We start from the raw sequence: 21860 nt of genomic DNA on the forward strand, positions 1-21860 counted from the left end.
AAAAACCTTTCTAGCTAATCGTTTCCTTCTGCACTTTTTGCCGCTGAATCCATCGCAAAACCATGGGCGACACAATGATGAGAAACGTGAGCGAGCCGACCACCCGCGCGGAGCCCAGGATGGACATGCAGACGTCGTAATGGATCGAGGCGAACAGCTGCATACCGATAATGGGGGCAAAAATCGCCGATACCTGCGACAGCGTCGTATAGATCGCGATGCCTTGCTGACGGCCTTGATCCGGTACCAGCTCGAGCAGCCGGTTGAAGACGGATTGCTGGAAGCCTGCGGTAGCAACGCCCCCGATCAGATCGTAGACGTAAATCCAATTCATATCCGGCGCATAGACCCAGCAGTAGGGGGTAACCGCGAGCGTGAGCGCGGACCAGAACACGGTGAGTCCCGTCCCTTTCCGGTCTGCGAATCGGGCCCATACACGAAAGCCGATCAGAGTCCCGATCGCGCCGACAATCGTGTCGATGCTCATCATCGTATTGGTGGCGTGGAGCATATCGACCTTCACCTTTGTATAAATCGGCCATGCGGCCTGCCAAGTGAAAATGTAGATGATCGCGCTGGCGCAAAACAAGTAGTACGGGCGTCCGGCTTGCAGCTTGAATGCCTGTGCAAAACTCCGAGTAGTAAGTCCGCTTCGGACGCTTGGGCCTGTCTCCGCAGCTGCTGCGACTTCCGCTGCTGCCTGCTCCTCGCTGGGGATGCGAAGCTTCATGAAGTACCATGTCTCCACAATGGCTGCCGCAAAGCCGATCGTAAACGCCACCTGATAGCCGAGCGGATAAGGAAAGCGGTCAATGCCCCAGCCGGCTACGAAGGCGATAACCATGCCGACAAGCCCCGTCCAGATGTTGCGCTGCGAGAATACCCTGTTGCGGTAGCTGATTGGAATCAGCTCGCCCATCATCGACTGCCAGGCCACGGCAATGACCGAGTTGGTCGCATTATACATCCCGACAAGTAAAATCAAAGCCGTCATGGCGGAAACGTCCAGCAGAGGTACGAACACCAGCAAAAAGTAAAAGAACCGGCACAGCAAAATGAGTCCGGCAATAATGCGTTTTTGCTTTCGAAAGCGCTCGATGACCATCGAGACCGGCAGAGTAATCAGAATGGTCAGGAGGGCGGGGATGGAGGAGAGCAGGGCATAGTCCGTATTCGTGGCGCCCAGCTGGGCGGCGAGCACTCCGATGAACGGGGTGACGAAATTAAATCCGATCGACCAGGCAATTCCGTTCCACAGGTTATTGCGAATGTTGCTGCGAAGCACTTTGTACTCGGCTTTCATGCGGGCACCTAGTTTCTTGAAAAAGTTTAGTCGCTTTTTAAGTACAATTGTAACTTATTCCGTAATGATGGTAAAATTGAACATTATAAGCTGGGGCTGGTGAATGCATGCTTGTGTTTAACTATACCGTTGAGGAATTGCTCCTGAATGTGTTCTTTGTCATGTTTCCATTATTTTTCTATCAATTCTTGATGAATGAAAAAATGGAAGAGAGAGTCGTTCTCAAAAACGTACTCTCCAGCGTGTTGTTCGGGGCTTCGATGGTTCTCTGCATGACCTTCCCCATTACTCAGCAGGATACATACCGCTTCGATTTTCGCATGATTCCCTTTCTATTATCGATATGCTACAGTACTCGTCTCATTTCGCTTCTCTTATTTGTGGTCCTGATCGGCACCCGGTTCATGATAAGTGGCGGTGATGGCAATTATTTAAATCTCATCTCCACGACGACGGCCATGATCATCATGTTTCTAGTGGAGAAGAAGTACAACCGCCTTTCCTTAACCCAAAAGGTGATCGTGCTGTCCATGATTACATTCCTCTCCAAAATGATGGCCGCGCTCTGCAAGCTCTTTTTTGACCCCAGCTACTTTATCAACGATGTCATTGTATTCAACTTCCTTCAGGCGGTCTTTATGGGCATGACCGTATACATCATCGAATCCATCCGAAAAAATGTCCAGCTGCGCAAAGAACTGATCGACTCGGAGAAAATGAAGGTTGTCAGCGTCATTTCCGCCTCGGTTGCTCATGAAATCCGTAATCCGCTTACGACGGTGCGAGGGTTTATCCAGCTTTTGACGCAATCGGAGGTTGCCCCGGAGAAAAAGCAGCAGTACGGCCAATTATGCTTGGAGGAGCTGGATCGTGCCCAGCAAATTATTAACGATTACCTCGCCTTGGCTAAGCCTCAGCCAGAGAATATCGATAAGCTCGATATCAGCGAAGAGATCAGCTACGTCAGCAAGGTGCTTACTTCATATGCGAACTTGAACGGGGTGGAAATCATCGTTCAATTCGAGCCTGGCCTCGAGATATCGGGCGACCGCTCCAAGTTCAGGCAGAGCTTGATCAACCTCGTGAAAAATGGGATTGAAGCGATGATCGGGCGGGGAGGCGTGCTGGAGATCACGGCTCGCAAGCAGAAGCGCTCCGTTGTGCTCTCGATCCATGATTCCGGCAACGGCATGACCCACGAGCAGATCAGCCGGCTCGGCACGCCGTACTTTTCCAACAAGGAGAAGGGCACCGGCCTCGGCACGATGGTTTCCTTCAACATCATCAAGAGCATGATGGGCAGCATTAACATCACCAGCGAGGTAGGCAAAGGCACCGTGTGCCAGATTGTATTTCCGCAGCAGTTATAGTGTAAGCCTCCTGGCAATGACTTCGGTTGTTGCTCGGGAGGCTTTTTTGTGTGCTTCCCAAAAATATTTAAAAAAAAATTTTTATAAATAACCCATAAAATTATAAATTAAACATTTGATCAACCGGGTGCTATACTTACCTCATATTAATGTTTTGTGAATGGAAGAGACGAGGGAAGCGGCCTTATGGAACAAGTATATCGTTACATCGAAGAGCACAAGGACATGTATGTATCGTGGCTGCAGGAGCTATGCCGGATTCCGAGCGTTTCCACCCAGGATCGAGGTATCGAAGAGGCTTCGTCCATGGTGGAAGCGCTAGTAAGGCAAATTGGCGGATCTGCGGAGAGCATTCCCACTAGCGGTCATCCGGTCGTCTACGGTGAATTTTTTTCCGGAAAGACGAAAACGATTTCATTTTACAACCACTACGATGTCCAGCCGGAGGATCCGATCGAGCAATGGGAATGTGATCCATTTACGGCCGAAATTAAGGATGATAAACTGATTGTTCGTGGAGCGGCGGATAACAAAGGAGCATTGATGGCGCGGCTGTGTGCCGTTCATGCCTATCTGCAGGTATACGGCCAGCTGCCTGTGAATTTGAAGTTTATCGTCGAAGGGGAAGAGGAGCGGGGCAGCCTCAACTTGTCCGATTTTATCGAACAGCACCCCGACAAGGTTCAGGCTGATCTGTGCATTTGGGAGAATGGGATCGTGAACGACGATGGCAGCTTCGAGTTAAAGCTCGGTACGAAAGGCATTCTCTACGTGGAATTGATTGCTAGAGGTGCCAATACCGATATGCACTCGCTCAACGGCGCCATCATCGAGAATCCCGCCTGGCGGCTGGTGTGGGCACTGAGCACCTTGAAAAATCGTGGTGAAGAGGTTCTCATCGACGGATTTTATGATCGTGTGGCTACGATTACGGACGGGGAACGCCGTCTTTTGGAAAAGCAGGTATATCCCGAAAAGGAAACGCTGTCACGTTATGGATTGGATCAATTTCTTTTGGGCTTAAGCGGGATGCCGCTTAAGGAAAAGCTGATTTTTCAGCCAACCTGTACGATTTGCGGCATGGTTTCGGGTTATACAGGGAAAGGTTCGAAGACCGTGCTGCCATCCGAAGCGAGAGCGAAGCTGGATTTTCGCCTTGTTCCTGACCAAGATCCGGAGGAGATTGTACAGCTGCTCCGAGCACACCTGGATTTGCATGGCTTCGAAGATATTGAGATTGTGGCAAGGAAAGGCTCCAGAGCTGCGAAAACGGACCCGGCACATCCGCTGGTGCAACAGGTAATGAAAGCAGCCGAGGCCGTAAGCGGGAAAGCGCCGCAGATCGTACTGATGAATCCCGGCTCGGGACCGATGTATCAGCTTTGCCAGCAGTTTGGCATCCCTACCGTCGGGTTCGGTGTAGGTAATAGCGATTCGCGTAAGCACGCTCCTAATGAGAACATTTTTATCCGCGATTATGTAACTGGTATCAAAATGGCCGCTGCCGTTATCCATGAACTGGCTTAGCGCACGGGCTGATTACATAGGACAAATAAAGGGGGAACTCGTTTTGAAAAGGGCATTATTAGGTATCGCGTTATCTGCTGTTCTGGTTCTATCCGCATGCAGCTCTTCCCAATCCTCTAGCGGGGCGGCGAATGAGCCGAAGGATCTTGTCGTGGCCTTTGGCTCCGAGCCGGTTACTTTGGACCCGCAGGATACCAGCGATGGCATTTCCAACAATGCCAATGAGCTGATTTTCGACAAGCTGGTGACGCTCGATAAGAACAACGCCATCGTGCCGCAGCTGGCCAAAGAATGGACCACGTCTCCCGACGGGAAGAAGATCACCTTCAAGCTCCGTGAAGGCGCGAAATTCACTGACGGCACACCGGTCAATGCGGAATCCGTAAAATACACGTTTGACCGCGTCATTAACAAAGACAACAAGCTGAACCGGTATTCGTTGTACGCCGAGTTTATCGATAAAGTCAACGTGGACAGCGAGTATCAAGTCAGCTTCGACCTCAAGTTTCCATTCGGGCCTGCTTTGATCACCTTCGCTCATACCAACGGCGGCATTCAAAGTCCTAAGAATATTAAGGAAAAAGGAAAGGACGTCGGTAAATCGCCCGTCGGCTCCGGTCCTTATAAAGTGAAGGAATGGGTGCCGGGCAATAAGCTCGTCTTCGAGGCGAACCCGGATTATTGGGGTGAAAAGCCGAAGATGCGGACCATTACGTTCAAGCCGGTAGCGGAAAACTCTGCGCGCTCCGTTATGCTGGAGACCGGTGAAGCCGATATCATCGTGCCTGTCGTTACTACCGATGTGGATCGTTTGAAGAGCAACGATAAAGTGAAAGTGAGTGTAGAGCCGAGCTCCCGTAACCTCTACATGTCCATTAATACGACCAAAGCGCCGTTTGATAACCCGAAGGTTCGTCAAGCCGTGAACTACGCGGTGGATAAAGAAACGATCGTGAAGAAGATTTTGTCCGGTCAAGCCAAGGTATCCGATGCCGCCATTGGGGAAATGGTCTGGGGCTATTCCTCTGCAGGCGCCTATCCGTATGATCCGGAAAAAGCGAAGCAGCTGCTGGCTGAAGCTGGCGTGAAGCCGGGCACGACGATCAAGCTGTGGACGCCGGACGGACGCTACTTGATGGACCGTCAAATCGCCGAGTTTATTCAAGGCAATCTGCAGGCGGTAGGCTTTAAAGTAGAATACCGGAAGTGGGAGTTCGGCGCCTTCCAAGAAGCGACCCGCGATCCGAAAGCCGAATTCGACCTGGCGCTCAACAGCTGGGGAACGTCCACGAATGATGCCGACTGGGGCTTGCGGCCGATCTTGATGACCAAAGGCGCGAGCAACTACTCCAAGCTTGCCGATCCGCAGCTGGATGCGTTGATCGATAAAGGGATGAAAGCTGCTTCTCCGGACGAGCGCAAAAAGATTTACAGCGATGCGCTGAAGCTGGTCAAAGACCAGGCCCCTTGGATTTTCTTGCTCGACTATAAGCAAACGACAGGCTACAGAAGCAACTTGGACAATGTGTACAGCTGGAGTAACGAGCGTCTGATTTTGCGTGACGTAGTGAAAAAATAAGCAGGCTGCGACAACAGGGGGAGCTGGTTCCCCCTGTTGTATTCATAAAAGGAGGCACCGATTTTGCTCAGCTATATCGTACGGCGCGTGCTGCAGATGATTCCAACCTTAATTGGTGTATCCATTCTAGTATTTATCCTGATTCATTCCGTTCCCGGAGATCCGGCGCGACTCATTGCAGGCAACGAGGCTAGCGAGCAGGATGTGGCGCTTGTCCGAGAGCGTCTTGGCTTGAATCAGCCCTTGTATATGCAATATGGGCATTACATCGGACAGCTGCTTCATGGCGACCTTGGAACCTCGCTGCGTTCCAACCGGCCCGTGATGACCGAAATTCTGACCCGCTTCCCTACGACGATCATGCTGACGGTGATGGCCATTGTCATCATGGTGCTTGTCGGTTTGTTTGCCGGAATCATGTCAGCAACGAAGCCCAATAGCGTCAGGGATAATGCTACGATGATGTTTTCGCTGTTCGGCATTTCGATGCCGATCTTCTGGCTCGGATTGATGCTGATTTTGATCTTCTCATACTATTTGCGCTGGCTGCCGTCGGGCGGCAACGATGGAATCAAATATTTTATCCTTCCGGCTGTGGCGATCGGCTTGTCGTCCTCCGCGATTTTGGCTCGTTTAACGCGGTCCTCGGTGCTTGAGGTGATTCATCAGGACTTTGTCCGCACGGCGCGCGCGAAGGGCGTGAAGGAAAAGGTGGTCGTCTTCAAGCACACGCTGAAAAATGCGCTGATCCCGATCATCACGATCATCGGTCTCGAATTCGGACATTTGCTAGGCGGCGCAGTGCTGGCGGAAACCGTTTTCTCGATGAACGGCCTTGGCCGATACGTCATTCAATCGATCCAATTCCGTGATTATCCGGCCATTCAGGGGACCGTGCTTTTTATTGCCGCTCTGTTTGTGGTGGTCAACCTGATCGTCGATCTTTGCTACAGCCTAGTGGACCCTCGGGTCAAATACGAATAGGAAAGGAGCTCAATCATGAGTCAGTCAGCGTTGACATCCGAAGCCGGGAGCGGGAGCAACCCGTTCGAGCGGGCGTATACCCCGCGATCGCCGATTCAGATGATGATCAGCCGATTCAAAAAGAACAAACGGGCCATGGTCGGTCTGTGGATGGTGGTCGTCTTTATCGTGGTCGCTCTGCTTGCACGGTGGATTGCTCCTTATGACCCGTACGCGCAAAATATGCAAATCATGCTGGAATCTCCTTCCTGGAGCCACCCGTTCGGAACCGACGAATTCGGTCGCGACATTTTATCCCGCATTTTATATGGATCCCAAATTTCGCTGATGATCGGGATTGTCGGCGTGCTGATCTCCGTCGTGTTGGGCGTCGCCTTAGGAACCATAGCAGGCTATTTTGGCGGAAAACTGGACGCGCTCATTATGCGGATTATGGATATTTTCATGGCGTTTCCGAGCTTTTTGCTGGCACTGGCCATTGTTAGTGTACTCGGGCCGAGCATGCTGAATTTAATGATCGCCATCGGAATTTTCTCTGTACCGACCTTCTCCCGGATTTCCCGTGGAGCCGTCATTTCTGTGAAAAACAAAGAATACATCGAGGCAGCCCGAGCCATGGGGGCGACGAATGCGCTTATTATTTTTAAACATGTCATCCCGAACAGTATTGCGCCGATCATCGTCCTTTCCACTTTGCGGATTGCAACGGCCATCTTGACGGCCTCGGGCCTCAGCTTCTTGGGCATGGGCGCACAGCCGCCGACACCGGAGTGGGGGGCCATGCTCAGCACGGGAAGGGAATACTTGCGTACGTCTCCCCATGTGAGCACGATCCCGGGTCTGGCCATCATGTTTATGGTGCTCGCGTTTAATATGCTGGGCGACGGTCTGCGCGATGCGCTCGATCCAAAGATGAAGCTGTAAAAGGAGGGACAACCTTTGAAGAATAAGCTGCTTGAGATCAAAGGACTGCAAACGTATTTTTATTCCGATGAAGGCGTTGTTCCTGCGGTGGACGGGGTCGACATTACGATTCACGAGGGGGAGACGGTCGGCATCGTCGGCGAGTCGGGCTGCGGCAAAAGCGTTACCTCCCTCACTACGATGCGTTTAACGCCGGGAAAAGTGGTCGGGGGCACGATTGAGTTCAACCGGAACAACATTTTATCGCTGACGGAAGAGGAAATGAGAGCCCTGCGCGGTAATGATATCGCCATGATTTTCCAAGAGCCGATGACGTCGCTCAATCCGGTCTTTACGATCGGGCAGCAGATCGGCGAAGCGGTGGAAATTCACCGTAATTACTCGAAGCAGCAGGCTAGACAGCATGCAATTGAGATGCTGAAGCTGGTTGGTATTCCACGTCCGGAGCAGATTGTGGATGAATATCCGCATCAGCTGTCCGGAGGCATGCGGCAGCGGGTCATGATCGCCATGGCGATGTCCTGTGAGCCAAAGCTGCTCATCGCTGATGAACCGACTACGGCGCTCGATGTGACGATTCAGGCGCAAATTTTGGATCTGATGCGCAAGCTGAAGGACGAGAACAACACGGCCATTATGATGATTACTCATGACCTGGGCGTCGTCGCAGAAATGTGTGATCGTGTCATTGTGATGTACAGCGGGAAAGTGGTGGAGCAAGGCGATGTCGTGACGATCTTCACCAATCCGCAGCATCCCTACACGCAAGGCTTGATGAAATCGATTCCGACCCTCGAAAGGGGCGAGAAGCGCCTCTATTCCATCAAAGGCAATGTGCCGATTCCAGGCAGCTTGCGTGAAGGCTGTACTTTTGCTCCGCGTTGCGATATGGCCATGGACGTCTGCCGTAGGCAAGCGCCGCAGCTGGTGGAAGTCGAGCCGGGGCATTTCAGCCGCTGCTGGCTCCATTCATCCAATGAGGGAGAGACCCGAAATGAAACAGCCGCTCATCGAGGTTAAAAACTTAAAGACGTATTTCCCCATCAAGAAGGGGCTATTGGGTCGAACTGTCAATCATGTGAAGGCCGTCGACGGATTAAACTTCACAATCTATAAAGGAGAAACGCTGGGACTCGTTGGGGAAAGCGGCTGTGGGAAATCGACCACTGGACGCTCCATTCTCCAGCTGCTGAAGCCTACCGAAGGGGAAGTGTTGTACGAGGGACAGAACCTGGTCGATATGAACCCGAGACAGCTGCGGAAGCTGCGTAAAGATTTGCAGATGGTGTTCCAGGATCCTTACGCTTCGCTTGACCCCCGATTGACGGTGGGCGATATCATTGCCGAGCCGCTTCAGATCCACGGCATGGTCAGCGGAGCCGAGAAGGATCGCCGGGTGGAGGAGCTGCTGAATGTCGTCGGCTTAAGCAGCTACCATGCGAAGCGGTATGCACATGAGTTCAGCGGCGGTCAGCGGCAGCGGATTGGCATTGCCCGGGCGCTCGCCCTGAATCCGAAGCTGATCGTGGCCGATGAGCCGGTTTCAGCACTGGACGTATCCATCCAGTCGCAGGTCATTAACTTGATGCAGGACTTGCAGGAGCAGTTTCAATTGACCTATTTGTTCATTGCGCACGATTTGAGCGTAGTGAAGCATATTAGCGACCGGATCGGTGTCATGTACCTGGGACGCATCGTAGAGCTGGGAGACAAACAAGAGCTGTTTGAGAATCCGAAGCATCCGTACACCAAAGCGCTTTTGTCTGCGGTGCCTGTACCGAATCCTCTGGTGAAAAGGGAACGCATTGTGCTGCAGGGTGACGTGCCGAGTCCGGCGAATCCGCCCTCCGGCTGTACCTTCCATCCGCGCTGCAGGGAATGCATGGCGATCTGCCGCACGGAAAAGCCGGAGTTAAAAGAAGTGAACGGCCAATTTGTGGCATGCCATTTATACAATTAGCAAGTATGTAGAGTATGTAGAGTATGTCGGGTGGAGGTAGAAACCAATGAATGCGGACAAACAAAGCATCTATCGCACGGTGGACGGCCTTAGATCATTACTGATCGGGATGAATGAATTTATTCATGACCATCCCGAGCTGGGGAACAACGAATTTCAAGCGGTGGAGCTATTGACCCGCACCTTAGCGGAGCATCACTTCGATGTGCAGGTCGGGGTTGCCGGCTTGGCAACAGCCTTTACTGCAACCTATAAGAATAAAACCGGGGGCCCAACGATCGGCCTGCTATGTGAATACGATGCTCTGGAAGGGCTGGGTCATGGCTGCGGTCATAATTTGCAGGCCGCTTCCATCACCGGGGCTGCGATCGCGCTATCCAAGCACTTAGGCGATTGGCCGGTCACCCTGGTGGTGTATGGCACGCCGGCGGAGGAGACGACCAGCGGCAAGCTGCCGATGATCCAGGCGGGGCTGTTTGACGGACTGGATGTGGCGTTGATGATGCATGGCGGGGACCGGACGACCGTGGACGGCAAGTCGCTGGCGATGAATCTGGTGGATTTCATATTCGAGGGCAAAGCGGCCCATGCGGCGGTTGCTCCAGAAAAAGGTGTCAGTGCGTTGGACGGCGTGCTCATGACCTTCAACGCGATTGAATATTTGCGGGAGCATGTCCGCTCCGATGTGAAGATGCATGGCGTCATCACCAATGGGGGAACAGCAGCGAATATTGTGCCTGAGTATGCATCGGCACAGTTCTACGTGCGGGCCGCCGACCGGCCATATCTTGACACCGTGGTCGAACGCGTCTATAACGCTGCGCGCGGGGCTGCACTGGCCACCGGGACGAGCTTGACGATCAACGAGGTCAAAAAGTACGAGAACAAGGTCAACGTCGACCGTCTGAATCAACTGCTGCTGGAAAATGCGAGAGAAGCCGGCATCCAGGATATTTCGCCTCCACGTGCAAGCACGGGCTCAACCGATTTTGCCAATGTGACGTATTTGCTTCCAGGGGCTTGCTTGCGAGTAGCGTTCGTTCCTTTCGGGACATCCAGTCATTCCATCGAATGGGTGGAAGCGGGAACAAGCGAAGCGGGGCACAACGCCGTAGTATCAGCCGCCAAAGCGATCGCCGGAGCCGGATACGATTTGATCGCGCGGCCGGAGCTTTTACAGGAGATCAAGGACCAATTCGAACGCTCCAAAGCGGAGTTTCTATCGCACCGTTAGTAGGTTAGAACACCCAGACTGAAGAAAGGAGAATGAGACGCTCTTTCTTCAGTCTTTCTTTTTCCCTACTCCATCGGCAGATGCAGGTTCAATGATTTGATATACTGGACAAATTCCTTGACCAGATTGAGCTCCAGTGCGGATTCCTTGTAAATGAGCCACGTTTTTCGTACGAGCGGTTGTCCGTTCTTGAACAGCATCTGGTACTTGAAGAAGCGGTCTTGGGGCTTCAAGCAAATCTCTGGAACGATGGAATAGCCGAGGCCATGCTGGACGAGCTGCTTGCAGGTTTCGTAGTTGTTGACGTTCATCGTAATGAGCGGGGGCACTTCAAAATGGTCCTTCCACCAGCCGTCGATCGCTTCCATAAGCAGCGTGTCGGGCTTGTAGCCGAATTTGTTCATGGGCGGCGTGTCGGAGCGATAATTGATTCGCGGCAGCTCCGGAAGCTTCTCCAAGTGGATCTCATCATTGGATATGAGATAGAACGGCTCCTCATTGATCAAATATTTTTGGTCGACCCAGTTGAAGGTGCCACGTACGATGCCGACATGAAAGGTGCCATTTTGCAGGGATTGAAAAATTTCCTGGTTCGGACTCGTATTGAGGAACACTTGGATTTTGGGGTACTGCTGGAGAAAATGATGAAGGATCGGTGCTAGCCTGTACTGAGTAAAATGGCTGGAAACCCCGAGACGCAGCGTGCCTTGGATTTCACTTTTGAGGTTGGCGATAAACTCCTTGAAGCGATGCTCTTCTTGCAGCGTCTTCTTCGCGTACTCGACCAGATGCTCACCCTCGGAGGTGAACTTGATGTTTTTCCCCTCTTTTTGGACGATTTGCAACTGAAACTGCTTTTCCAGCTGCCGGATTCGATAGGTCAAAGCAGGTTGGGTGATGTAGAGACGTTCCGCGGCTTTGGACAAATTTTGTTCTTCATAAATGATCAGTAAAACTTCGCAATCCTTCACGTCCATGACGTCAAGCAACCCCTTGATTAGTCTTGATATCCCTTTATTATACTGCGTTTAAGGATCAGATACCAAATTGAAAGAATCGGAGGAACAAGGAACCATGGCACAAACGAGCGTAATCTTGCGTCTGGAATTGAATCATGAGCAGGTGACCTTTGGAGATGTGGCTGGGGTCATTGCGCAGGCGGGTGGTGACATTACGTCGATTGATGTGATCCGTCCGGGCAAAGCCTCCTCCGTGCGGGACATCACAGTCGATGTAACCGAAGCGGCGGAAGCGCGCGTCATTGAGGCGCTTAAGCAGCGCGAGGGTATCAAGCTCGTCAATGTTTCGGATCGCACTTTTCTGGTGCATCTCGGGGGGAAAATCGTAACGCAGCCGACGATGCCGATCAAAAACCGAGAGGACCTCTCTCGCGTCTACACCCCAGGGGTGGCGCGTGTTTGCACGGCCATTCATGAGGATCCGAAAAAAGCGTACTCGCTTACGATTAAACGGAACACGATTGCCGTAGTCAGCGATGGTACGGCTGTGCTGGGGCTGGGCGATATCGGACCCTTCGGCGCTGCGCCGGTGATGGAAGGAAAAGCGATGCTGTTCAAGCAGCTCGCTGGGGTGGACGCGTTCCCAATCTGTCTGGACACGAAGGACACGGACGAAATTATCCGCACCGTCAAAGCGATTAGCCCCATCTTCGGCGGCATTAACTTAGAGGATATCGCTTCGCCCCGCTGCTTTGAGATCGAAACGCGCCTCGCCGAAGAGCTCGATATTCCCGTCTTCCACGACGACCAGCACGGTACGGCTGTAGTGGTCATTGCCGGTCTGCTGAATGCGCTCAAAGTCGCCGGGAAGCGAATGGAGCACATTCGTGTGGTCGTGAACGGGATTGGCGCAGCCGGAGTGTCCATTTGCAAAATGCTGCTAGCCGCCGGGGTCTCCAAGCTGGTCCCGGTCGATCGGGACGGTGCCATCGTGCAGGGAGAGACCTATGCGAACCCGATGTGGCAGTGGCTCGCGAAGCAGCCGCAGGTGGAGGCGGTGCACGGCTCGCTGAAAGAAGTGCTTGCTGGCGCCGACGTGTTTATCGGCGTCTCGCGAGGCGGCCTGCTGGCGGCAGAGGATGTGCAGCGCATGGCGCCGGGAAGCATCGTCTTCGCCATGGCGAATCCGACACCGGAGATCGACCCGGAGGAAGCGCTGCCGCATGTGCGCGTCTTCGCCACCGGTCGGAGCGATTATCCGAACCAGATCAATAACGTGCTCGTGTTCCCAGGGCTGTTCCGAGGAGCGCTCGACTGCCGGGCGCGCCGGATCAATGAACCGATGAAGCTGGCGGCAGCCCGTGCCATCGCTTCGGTCGTCACGGATGCGGAGCTGAACGAGCAATATATTATCCCGAGTATATTCAACGAGCAGGTGGTGGTGAAGGTGCGCCACGCGGTAGTGGAAGCAGCGATTCTAACCGGCGAAGCCCGCCGTATTCCGCCGGATTTCCGGTAATAGGCAAAAAATCCTCCACAGCTTGAAGCTGGTGGAGGATTTTTTGTTATAAACATTAGTTAATAAATTGGACGTATTGCAGCAGACGCTTCAACATGACGGTCGCTTCTGCACGAGTGGCATTGGCCGCAGGTGCAAAGGTGTTGTCCGTAGTGCCGTTGACGATCTTGGCATCGACTGCGGCGGATACAGAGGCTTTGGCCCAGCTGCTGACGGTAGTGCTATCCTTGAACTTATCAGCGGAGTCTTTGCCTTCTTTCGGCTTCTTCCCAGCGAATTCAGCTGCTCTAGCGATCATCACTGCGATTTGCTCACGTGTAATGGTATCGTTAGGCCGGAACGTATTGTTCTCAAAGCCGGTTACCAAACTTGCTTTGGCTGCGGTGTTGACCGCTTCTGCAAACCAGTCGGTGGCAGCAACGTCTTTGAAGGAGCCTTCTTTTACTGTGTTCAACCCAAGTGCGCGTACGAGCATGGAGGCAAATTCGGCACGCGTTACACTTTGATTCGGAGCAAAAGTAGTTTCCGAAGCACCGTCTACCACAAGCTTGGAAGTCAGGAGCTCGACATCGGCTTTCGCCCAATGGCCGCTCAAATCATCGAAGGTCCGTTTATTCTGAATCACCGTATAAATACTGTTGCCAGGGCGTTTCATCGTCACTTCCGTCTTGCCGCTCGATTGTTTAAATGTGGCAGGAACGAACATGAATTTGCCGGTTTTTGCGTCGTATCTTACCGCTGTGGTAGTACTTCCATCGGCTGTGGCCGAGAGAGTAATCGTTCTAGGCACATAAATGCCTTTGAAGTCGGAAATTTCTTTTTCATTCTTACCCGCTCTTGCCACAAGGGAATAGTCTACAATGCTGCCTAGTAACTTCATACCGCCACGCGACGCCGTATCATTCACATCTTGGGATAGCTTTCCGCTCACCGTCTCTATCCGAACTACAATCGTGACATCTCTAGGGTCAACTCCAAGCGATTTGGCTAAGGCTGCTGCATCGATAGCTTTAATCGGCAGGTCATAAGTCGTACCATTTGCCTTGATGGACAAGACCGTGCCGCTCGCGCTTTGTTGCGCTTTGACAATCCCGTCTGCTGGTAATTCTAGAATCGAAATCGGCTCTTTACCTTCGACTTGAATCCTAATTTTTTGCTTGCCAGCGTCCGCATCTTTAACTGCGTCGATTCCTCTCAAGAAGCTGTCTGTATTAACAGAGACTTTGGTAAGAGTCTTGTCGCCGTCTTTATCACTAGTTTCTTGGACATCCAAGCTTACGTTGCCGTTCTTGTCCCTATTGACATATGCGATACCTTGATCGGAGCTGCTGCTTCCGCCATTGCTGCTACCTCCGCCGCCGCTAGGCGTGGATTGTTTTTGAGGCACTATGGAAGCTTCGGAAGAGTTGGCGCCTTCCACACCGTTAACAACAGGGCTGATTACATAATAGTTCGCTACTGACAGAACAGGGGTCAAATCAGTATATACCGTACTTGTGACGGTTCCGATCTTGGTGTACGGACCACCGGTAGTGCCGCCCCGTTTAATATTGTAGCTTGCAGCTCCTGTTACGGCAGGCCAGCTTAACGATACGGAGCCATCCGCGATGGAGTTCGTGGCAGTCAATGTTAGCTTTGGCACGGCTGCGCTAGTTTCGGTCTGTAAGTAGGTGTCGCTTGGAACCGAATTGATCACCGATTGAACCGTGTAGTAGTAGGTCGTTCCGTATTGCACAGAAATATCCATGTATGTTGTGCCCGTGACTGTGGCAAGCGGAGCATAGCCGCTCTGAGGAGTCGTGCTTCGCAGGACATTATATCCCGTTGCTCCTGCAACACTGTCCCAAACTAAGCTGACTTGAGCCAAGCTGGCAGTTGCTTTCAGTCCTGTTGGGGCCGGAAGTGCGGTGAACGGCTTTACATTGACCTCGGCCGAATTAGTACTTTCTTCAACGCGATTGCCTGCGGTCACGATGTAGTAATATGTAATGCCATTGGTCAGCAGAGTATCCGTGTACGTAACGGAGCTAACGCTTGCGCTCGGCGTAACTGTGCCCACCGTTGTATAGGACCCACCAGCCGTTGTGCTGCGTTTCAAGTTATAGTAAGTCGCTCCGGTTACCGTACTCCACGTCAGATTTGCCGTTGTATTTCCAGGGGCAGCTGTTACGCTAGCTGGTGCTGTCAGGGGCTGAGGAATGATTCTCACTGTATTGGAGCTGCTGCTAATCGATCCATCCGATGCAACCACATTGTACTTATAAGTCGTCCCATTCGTTAACCCGGTATCCAGGTAGGTGCTTTCCGTAACTGCAACTGGGATTGTCGCCAGAGGCTGATAGGTAATTCCATTGTCTAAACTCCGATTAACGACGTAGTAAGTCGCTCCCGCTACGGTGTTCCAGAATAGCCCTACTTTTTGATTCCCTGAGCTGGCACCTACAACCGGAGGCTGAAGCATGTTTGGTGTCGCCGTCGCCTCGCTTGATTTCAAGCTCTCGCCAATGGCAGCATTGCTCCATGTGACCGTGTAATAATATGGCGTTCCGTTCGTCAGTCCTGTATCCAAATAGCTTGGCGAGGATAAATTACTAGCAATTTGCGTAAAATTACCGCCGCTCGTATCACTTCTGTATACATTGTAGCTTGTAGCGTTGGTGACTGCGTTCCATGACAGTGCAACCTGCCCGTTATCAGAGATGCCTTTTAAGCCCCCTGGTCCGTAACTGACGGATTTAAAGACGAAGTAGGCATTTTGATTGTTGTCTGCTACAGCGTAGTAATAAGTGTTGCCGGAAGAGAAGCTGCCGGTGTCTGTATATGTACAAATATTATTGCTGCATGTTACGCCAACGGTTGTGGACTGGAAACCAACCGTGGACGTTCCTGACAAGGAAGGCACGGAAGTCGGATTAACAATATTCCACACGCCCGCTGGATCGGAAGACTTTTTAACGGTGTAAGTAGTTGAACCGTTGGTTTGTGACCACGACAAGGCGACGGCAGAAGTGGATGCTGAGGTGATTGATAATGCCGGCGCCGAGGCGAAGGTCGAAGGTACTGTAAAGTCATCAAACAAAACATTACCAACTGCATAAAGCCCTAATTTAGCAGCTTTTAGCATAAACGTGTTGTCAAATTGGCTGATCCCGGTCCCGGCTCCCGTGGAGGAGACGGTATTAACGATGTTTGAACCCGTTTTTGCATGCGTCGTTTGGTTGGCGTCATACAAATTCGTTGTAATTTTTTGATTCGCGGAGTCGATAGTAACTTCGATTACATACCAATGGTTAGCTGTTATAAAGCCAGTGTAATCAGCTGAGCCTATACTAACGCTGGTCGAACCGTTCCCGTTATTGTACTTTTTTATCTCCAATCTGGTTTTCGTAGGACTAGACGAGCTGTTAACCGTCACATCCGCTAAGTACCTGTCGCCGTTGTCCACATTTCGAAGTACAAAGCCTGCTTTGGTCGTTTTCGGATCCGTAAGCTGGAATGCAACGGAAACCGAGCCGTCATAATAGTTAAGCGCTTCATTGTACAATTGGTAGGAAGTCGTTGTCGTGTCTGTATTTGCAAGGGCCTGATCTCCGCCTACACTTTGCACCTTCCAAATTTTGTTCGCCGCAGCGGTGGAGGAGTTTACCGACCAATAAGCGCTGGATCCTCCTGGAAAGCTGCTCAACGTATAAGTCGAGAAGTCATCCGTAAGGGGGACCGCTGCTGCGGCTTGTCCCATTGGCAGCAAGCTGAAAATTAAAAACAAACTTAATAAAGAATGAATGAGCGCGTTGGATCTTCTTTTCATTTAATGATGATCTCCTTTCGAGTATTACTATAGAGTAAAGAAAGCGATTACAAAACTTGCTTTAACGAGTCATTGCGTATGCGATGTCTCCTCCTCATGTATAGTGGTTCCAAAGTCCCATTTTAATCTAGTTGTATGATAAAATAAATCATATCCGAACTTTATGTACTGTGATATACGGATTATTTTACTTTTTATAGTTATTTTTTACTAAAGCTGACCATTTCAATAACCCTTGCACATAGTCTTGCTTGTATGGGACAATTAATAAAGTAAAATATAGGGATTTTTTAGCACATGGGGGACTTCGGCAGATGGACATGATAGGTGACGCAGGCAGCACTTCCGGTTATTACAGTTCATATTCCGACAGCTCGCGTCAACCCGTTGTCCATTCCTTCGATCTTTCGAGCCTTAGCGATTGGACACAGCGGTTACAGCAGCTGCGGGCGAATGATCTCTATCCTTTGAATGGGAATAAGTACGATCCAAACGTCGAAAGCATTCAAAAGCAGCTGGCTGCGTTAGGCTATACGGATATGAACGGCGAACTGCTCAACATCACGGGTCTTTTCGGCTCGCATTCGCGCAGTGCATTGCAGAAATATTTAAATGATTACGACTTTCAACATTTTACTTTCGCCGCACGTGACCATTTGGATGGATTGTTGGTAAGCAATCTCATTCCATTCGACTCCCGCAACTACAGCAATACGGCTCAGTATGCGCAAATCTATTTGAAAATTCTGGGCTATACCGATCCCACAGGACATCCATTGAAACTTGACGGGTATTTCGGAAGAGATTCGAATCAGGCGCTTCGCCATTTTTTAAACGACAACGGGATTTCGTCCTTTACTGAAGAGGCATTTCAACAGTTGAAAACGGCAGCCTTGAACAAAATTGACTCAGAGCCCGCTCCATATGTGCCCCAATACCCGCTTGGGATGAACCATTTTGGGTTCGCCTATGGCGGTTTGGACAAAGTGTCCAGAGACAATTTAAGCCATGCGATTGCGGCCATTAAAGGCTTGAAGTATGTTGTCACCACGGAGCCTGGCGCGCATTCGATTGAATCAAAATTTATTGCGGAGCAAGTGAAAGGTACAACCCGGTTGTTCGGTTATGTCAACTTAGGCCCTGAAAATCAGCACGATCCGAGATCGGATTGGGTTCCAATTCCTTTGGACAAACTCAAACAAGCCATTGATCGAATTCAAGAAAGCGGGTTTTACGGTGTTTTTATTGATCAATTCGGATTCGATTACCAAGAGACCAGGGAGCGGCAAAATGAGATTGTGGACTACGCTCATTCCAAGGGTCTTTACTGTATCGCCAATGCTTGGTTCCCGGAAGATGCGATGAGCAGCAGAGTGGTGGCGAACGGGAATCCTAATGGGCTGCCTTCCAGTCTGGGGCCGGGGGATTATTATTTGGCGGAGAGCTTTATGAAGAGCGAGACCGTCTATGGAATGACTTCAGCTTTTCTGGAGAAGTACCTTCGGATGCGAGATTTACAAGAACAGACCGGGGTAGGAATCATAGGGCTTACTTACAAAAATCCGGAGCAATCGTGGCAGGACGCCTTAAGCGACAATCGGATGTCCAATTATCTAGCACAGATTCTTGGTTTTAAGGGCTATTGGTTTTCTGATCAATTGGTCAGTTTAACTCAAGGTGTATCCGATGCGGGCTCCATTGGCTCGCAATTGGTAGAGCCGTTACATGAACAATCTACCGGAATTTATGTAGCCAAGACCGATCAATACGAGGTCACGGTCGTAAGCGGCGATGAACCTCACATGATGTTAAAGCCTTTATCGGGCGACGGAGAAGTTATTCATCTTGGCAAAGCCTCGGTCAACGACGACATTGTCTTAAGCGGCCTGTCCCCAGACAACCAACGCGCCATTCAGCGAAGATTAAACAGATTAGGATACCGAGATTCAGACGGGAATCCACTCGCAGAAGACGGCTTTATCGGTTCTGTAACTACATCGGTATTAAATGCGTTCTTGGAATCCAACGGGTTTTTCAAGCTAAAACCAAGCTCCAAATTAAGCGTAAGTACGGTAATCACGCTTTTTAGTTCCAATGCGATCAATGCCGTCGGAGCGAAAGGACTTCCAGATGCGAAGGACCCCAAGGCAGCCGAAGGGTATATCTCCGCGGACCGTATCCGTAAACTAATGGACGGCAACAGCAGGGCTTTGACTACCGCATCGGAAGCGGAGAAGAACGAACTGAGGCAAGCCAATCAGACGTTGGGAAAGCTCATCCAAGCCAGCTATGACCCGATTAGCGGTGAGTGGTCGTATACCAATGCCAATCAGGGCATCTATGCGGATGCGATAAAAATATGGATCCAAAGCAACACTAGAAACGGGCTCTCAGCGGGAACGGAAGAAGTTAGGCTGAAACTTCAAAATACGAATGCGCTGCTGATGGAATTGATTGGCGTTGAAACACATGAGTGAAGGGATGATATTACAGATGCTCAGCAAACATGAACCGATCAGCCGCAAGGTGCCCAAAATGCTGCATGGAGGAGACTACAATCCGGAGCAGTGGATCGCTTATCCGGACGTGCTGGAAGAAGATATCCGCTTAATGAAGCTGGCAAATTGCAATGTGATGTCTATCGGGATTTTTGCGTGGACGGCACTGGAGCCCGAAGAAGGCCAGTTTACGTTCGAGTGGCTGGACCAGGTACTGGCGCGTTTTGCTCGTAACGGCATTTACGCTTTCTTGGCTACGCCAAGCGGAGCGAGACCGGCCTGGATGTCGGCTCAATATCCAGAAGTGCTTCGCGTCGGAGCGAATCGCGTTCGCAATCTGCACGGCCGCAGGCACAATCATTGCTATACGTCTCCGGTATTCCGTGAGAAAGTAACAATTATGAACCAAAGGCTGGCAGAGCGGTATGCGCACCATCCGGCGGTCATCGGCTGGCATCTGTCCAATGAATATGGCGGCGAATGCCACTGCGACTACTGCCAGGAAGCGTTTCGCGGCTGGCTTAAGAACAAGTATGGCTCGCTCGACGCGTTGAATCATGCCTGGTGGGCGGCGTTCTGGAGCCACACCTATACCGATTGGTCGCAGCTCGAGTCGCCGGCGCCTCAGGGTGAGACCAGCTTGCATGGGTTGAACCTGGATTGGAAGCGCTTTGTTACGGACCAGACGGTTGATTTTTGCCGCCATGAGATCGTTCCGCTGAAAGCTGTCAATCCGGAGTTGCCGGTGCTCACGAACATGATGTACTACTACGAGGGGCTGAATTACTGGAAGTTCGCCGACATTTTGGATGTCGTGTCCTGGGACAGCTACCCGACGTGGCATGACGGGGAAGATGCGATCGAGCAGGCATCGCGTGTGGGCATGATGCATGACATCCTCCGCTCCATCAAAGGCAAGCCGTTCCTGCTGATGGAAAGCACGCCGAGCATGACGAACTGGCAGCCGATTAGCAAAACCAAGCGCCCAGGCATGCATCTGCTGGCCTCCTTACAAGCGGTGGCGCATGGCTCGGATTCGGTGCAATATTTTCAGTGGCGGAAAAGCCGGGGCTCCTTCGAGAAGTTTCATGGTGCGGTAGTCGATCATGCGGGGCATGAGCATACTCGCGTGTTCGGCGATGTGGCAGAGGTCGGCAGCGCGCTGGACAAGCTGGATGCGGTTGTCGGTACGAACGCACCTGCTGAAGTCGCCGTTATCTTCGACTGGGAAAACCGCTGGGCTGTGAAGGACGCCCAAGGACCGAGAAATAAGGGCATCAAATATGAGGAAACCGTAAGACGCTTCTACCGTCCGTTCTGGGAGCGGGGCGTGCCGGTCGATGTGATCGATATGGAGCAGGACTTCAGCAAGTATAAGCTGCTTGTCGCTCCGATGCTGTACATGGTTAGACCGGGCGTAGGCGAGCGGATTGAGCAGTTTATGCAAAATGGCGGCACGTTCGTGGCGACATACTGGTCGGGCATCGTGGATGAGAGCGACCTGTGCTTCTTGGGTGGCTTCCCTGGTCCGCTGCGGAAGACGCTTGGCATCTGGTCGGAGGAGATCGACGGGCTGTACGACCGCGATGTGAACGGCGTGGTCATGTGTGCCGGCAACGAGCTAGGGCTGGAAGGCAGCTATGTGGCGCATGAGCTGTGCGATTTGATCCATTTGGAAGGCGCGGAGGCACTGGCGACTTATGAAAGCGACTTCTATGCCGAACGTCCGGCGCTGACCGTGAACCGGTTCGGGCAAGGCAAAGCTTACTACGTCGCCTCGCGCAACCAAGATCCGTTCTACGGTGAATTTTTGAGCAAGCTGATTGAGGAAACAGGCGTTCTGCGGGCCATCAACTCCGAGCTGCCTAGCGGTGTAACCGCTCAGCTTCGCACGGACGGTGTGAACGACTATGTGTTCCTCATGAACTTCGGCGAGACGGAGCAGACGGTAGCGCTGGATCAGCCGAAGTATACCGATTTGCTTACAGGAGAACAGGCCTCGACTGACATCCAGCTGCCTAAGTACGGCGTACGGATTTTGCGACGGGTGAAGGGCTAATTCCAGCTTCTTTATAGGGGGTGTTCCAAAGCAGCTCGTCTGCTTACGGGGCAGCCCCTACGCTTTTTTGCAGGGAGATTTATTTTTGCACCTTCGCATGGAAGGAAACGGAGCCTAATTCATAGAATATTCATTA

Annotated in this window: 14 protein-coding genes; 11 read left to right on the forward strand and 3 right to left on the reverse strand. The window is 51.7% G+C overall.

What is annotated here, in order from left to right:
- Positions 1–10: 10 nt before the first annotated feature.
- Positions 11–1303: an MFS transporter gene (locus FPZ49_RS25700; RefSeq protein WP_144852562.1), complete on the reverse strand. Its 1293-nt coding sequence runs from the start codon at positions 1301–1303 to the stop codon at positions 11–13.
- A gap of 107 nt (positions 1304–1410) precedes the next feature.
- Here FPZ49_RS25700 and FPZ49_RS25705 point away from each other — a divergent pair, with 107 nt between their 5' ends.
- The 8 genes from FPZ49_RS25705 to FPZ49_RS25740 all read left to right on the forward strand — a co-directional run bounded on the left by FPZ49_RS25705 (position 1411) and on the right by FPZ49_RS25740 (position 10881).
- A complete protein-coding gene (locus FPZ49_RS25705; RefSeq protein WP_144852564.1) occupies positions 1411–2673 on the forward strand; it encodes an ATP-binding protein in 1263 nt (420 codons plus the stop codon).
- 186 nt (positions 2674–2859) lie between these two features.
- Positions 2860–4200: a M20/M25/M40 family metallo-hydrolase gene (locus FPZ49_RS25710; RefSeq protein WP_144852566.1), complete on the forward strand. Its 1341-nt coding sequence runs from the start codon at positions 2860–2862 to the stop codon at positions 4198–4200.
- 43 nt (positions 4201–4243) lie between these two features.
- Positions 4244–5779, forward strand: coding sequence for a glutathione ABC transporter substrate-binding protein (locus tag FPZ49_RS25715; RefSeq protein WP_186446097.1), 1536 nt, complete (start codon positions 4244–4246; stop codon positions 5777–5779).
- A gap of 63 nt (positions 5780–5842) precedes the next feature.
- Positions 5843–6763, forward strand: a complete 921-nt coding sequence (gene nikB / locus FPZ49_RS25720; protein ID WP_144852569.1) for a nickel ABC transporter permease — start codon at positions 5843–5845, stop codon at positions 6761–6763.
- A gap of 15 nt (positions 6764–6778) precedes the next feature.
- Complete coding sequence (nikC, locus tag FPZ49_RS25725) at positions 6779–7687, forward strand: nickel transporter permease (RefSeq protein ID WP_144852571.1); 909 nt, start codon at positions 6779–6781, stop codon at positions 7685–7687.
- A gap of 15 nt (positions 7688–7702) precedes the next feature.
- Positions 7703–8707, forward strand: a complete 1005-nt coding sequence (locus tag FPZ49_RS25730; protein ID WP_144852573.1) for an ABC transporter ATP-binding protein — start codon at positions 7703–7705, stop codon at positions 8705–8707.
- A complete protein-coding gene (locus FPZ49_RS25735) occupies positions 8682–9647 on the forward strand; it encodes an ABC transporter ATP-binding protein (RefSeq protein WP_144852575.1) in 966 nt (321 codons plus the stop codon). Before FPZ49_RS25730 ends, FPZ49_RS25735 begins: the two co-directional genes overlap by 26 nt.
- A gap of 46 nt (positions 9648–9693) precedes the next feature.
- A complete protein-coding gene (locus FPZ49_RS25740; RefSeq protein ID WP_144852577.1) occupies positions 9694–10881 on the forward strand; it encodes a M20 family metallopeptidase in 1188 nt (395 codons plus the stop codon).
- Between the two features lie 65 nt (positions 10882–10946).
- Here FPZ49_RS25740 and FPZ49_RS25745 read toward each other — a convergent pair whose 3' ends face one another.
- A complete protein-coding gene (locus FPZ49_RS25745) occupies positions 10947–11858 on the reverse strand; it encodes a LysR family transcriptional regulator (RefSeq protein ID WP_144852579.1) in 912 nt (303 codons plus the stop codon).
- Positions 11859–11955: 97 nt separating this feature from the next.
- Between FPZ49_RS25745 and FPZ49_RS25750 the strand changes: the two genes are divergently transcribed.
- On the forward strand, positions 11956–13359 hold the full coding sequence (locus tag FPZ49_RS25750) for an NAD-dependent malic enzyme (protein ID WP_144852581.1): 1404 nt from the start codon (positions 11956–11958) through the stop codon (positions 13357–13359).
- A gap of 55 nt (positions 13360–13414) precedes the next feature.
- Here FPZ49_RS25750 and FPZ49_RS25755 read toward each other — a convergent pair whose 3' ends face one another.
- Positions 13415–17167, reverse strand: coding sequence for an S-layer homology domain-containing protein (locus tag FPZ49_RS25755; RefSeq protein WP_144852583.1), 3753 nt, complete (start codon positions 17165–17167; stop codon positions 13415–13417).
- 314 nt (positions 17168–17481) lie between these two features.
- On the opposite strand from FPZ49_RS25755, the gene FPZ49_RS25760 reads away from it, so the two are divergent.
- A complete protein-coding gene (locus tag FPZ49_RS25760; RefSeq protein ID WP_144852585.1) occupies positions 17482–19644 on the forward strand; it encodes a hypothetical protein in 2163 nt (720 codons plus the stop codon).
- A gap of 4 nt (positions 19645–19648) precedes the next feature.
- Positions 19649–21724 (forward strand): beta-galactosidase, encoded by a 2076-nt coding sequence (locus FPZ49_RS25765; RefSeq protein ID WP_144852605.1) that lies wholly within the window; start codon positions 19649–19651, stop codon positions 21722–21724.
- Positions 21725–21860 lie beyond the last annotated feature (136 nt).

The sequence above is a fragment of the Paenibacillus cremeus genome (assembly GCF_007786445.1).
Classification (GTDB): Bacteria; Bacillota; Bacilli; order Paenibacillales; family NBRC-103111; genus Paenibacillus_G; species Paenibacillus_G cremeus.